Origin of the sequence: Nonomuraea basaltis (assembly GCF_005893125.1) — a bacterium.
Classification (GTDB): Bacteria; Actinomycetota; Actinomycetes; order Streptosporangiales; family Streptosporangiaceae; genus Nonomuraea; species Nonomuraea basaltis.
On sequence record NZ_VCJS01000549.1, the window covers coordinates 1 to 1446 of the forward strand.

Sequence of the window (1446 nt, forward strand, 5' to 3'; positions counted from 1 at the left end):
AGATGTTTATAAGAGACAGTGCACAGGGTCGGCCGAAGGCCGATCCGAAGGACGCGAGCGTAGCGAGCGCCCTGTGTGCGGAATATCCGGGGCGCTCGCCCGCGACGGACGGGTCGCCGCGCGACCATGGGGTGCGTCCCCGGTCGGGGCAGCCGGGACGCTGATCCACAGCCCGGCGGGTTGCCGGGGAGGCGGAAGAACTCCCCCACCGCGTGTACCAATCTGGTACGCTCGACGTCCTGTACCGAATTGGTACACGAGCAGTGGAGGGAGTCACCCATGGAGATCATGGCGCACCCAGGCAGCGGCGACGAGCAGCGCTTCACCGTCGCCTACTCCCGCGCCTCGGACGACCCGTCCGGCGCGCTGGCCGCGCTGATTGCCTCTGGTGGCCTGGGGCGGCTGCTGCACGAGCTCGGCAATCAGGAGAACCTTGATCATCTGCCGGAGTCGGTGGCGGAGATGAAGGAGACTCTTGAGGTGGTGCGCGAGGCTCTGGTCGGTCTGGAGGCCCGCCGGCGCCTGCTGATGATGGCGGCCCGCGGCCGCTTTCGTGGCGACTTCCCTGTGCGGGACCTGGCCAAGCATGCGGGCCTGGCCACCATGACGGCACAGCACTGGCTGGAAAAGGATCGCGGGCGGTGGCCCGCTCTCGCCCCCGAGGCGGGCAACGAGGTGCGGGTGCTGCTGACCGTCGGCGATCAGGCGGAGCTCGTCACGGCCCGGCATCCGGCGTCCGCCCCGCTGCGCGTCCCGGCCGCTCGGATCGCGGAGCAGGCGGGCCTACCAGTCAACGAGCTGCCCGGGCGTCGCTTCACGGTGCACCGCCTGACGGCCACGGACGCCGACGGGTTCATCCTGCTGGACGACCCTCGCGTGTGATCAAGCCCTCACTCGTGGGCCGACCGGCGTGAGCGCTGATCAGGTGGCTCTGCGTCGGGCTCGGGCCGGAATGTGGAGCCGGCGCTGACGGGCCGTGCGCCACGGGCACGGGCGCAGTAGCGGTTTTCGGGGGCTCGATGCCCCCGAAAACCGACCTCCGCGACGTAACCCCGGCAAGGGGCTCGCGGGTTTTGTCCGCGCCTGTCCTTGCCGGGGGGTTACTTTCGCGGGCTTGCGACTCTGCGATGATCAGAATGGCTCGTCGTCAAGGATGACGGACTGCGGCTTGTCCCGCCGCGACGTGCGGTGGCCCCTGCCGGAGATGGGGGTCAGAGAGATTTGGAATGGAATCCGGCGTTAACCGGGCCCAGCACTGGCGACCTCGCGTAATCAGGTGTCGCCTATTCGATGCTTCTGAGAATGACGGTTGTCACAGACCTTGGCTATTCATAGGCCTTGAGGAGATCCGAGACGAAATGACCCGATAGACAACGAAGAGTGCCCCTGATCTGGAAGATTACGGATTGTCGAGATCAACAACCTTCCAGAGCGAGGAGCACTCTT

Annotated in this window: 1 protein-coding gene; it reads left to right on the forward strand. The window is 67.0% G+C overall.

Features of this window, described 5'->3' with window-relative positions; translation table 11 throughout:
- Positions 1–279: 279 nt before the first annotated feature.
- Positions 280–882 (forward strand): hypothetical protein, encoded by a 603-nt coding sequence (locus EJK15_RS69310; protein WP_138720923.1) that lies wholly within the window; start codon positions 280–282, stop codon positions 880–882.
- Positions 883–1446 lie beyond the last annotated feature (564 nt).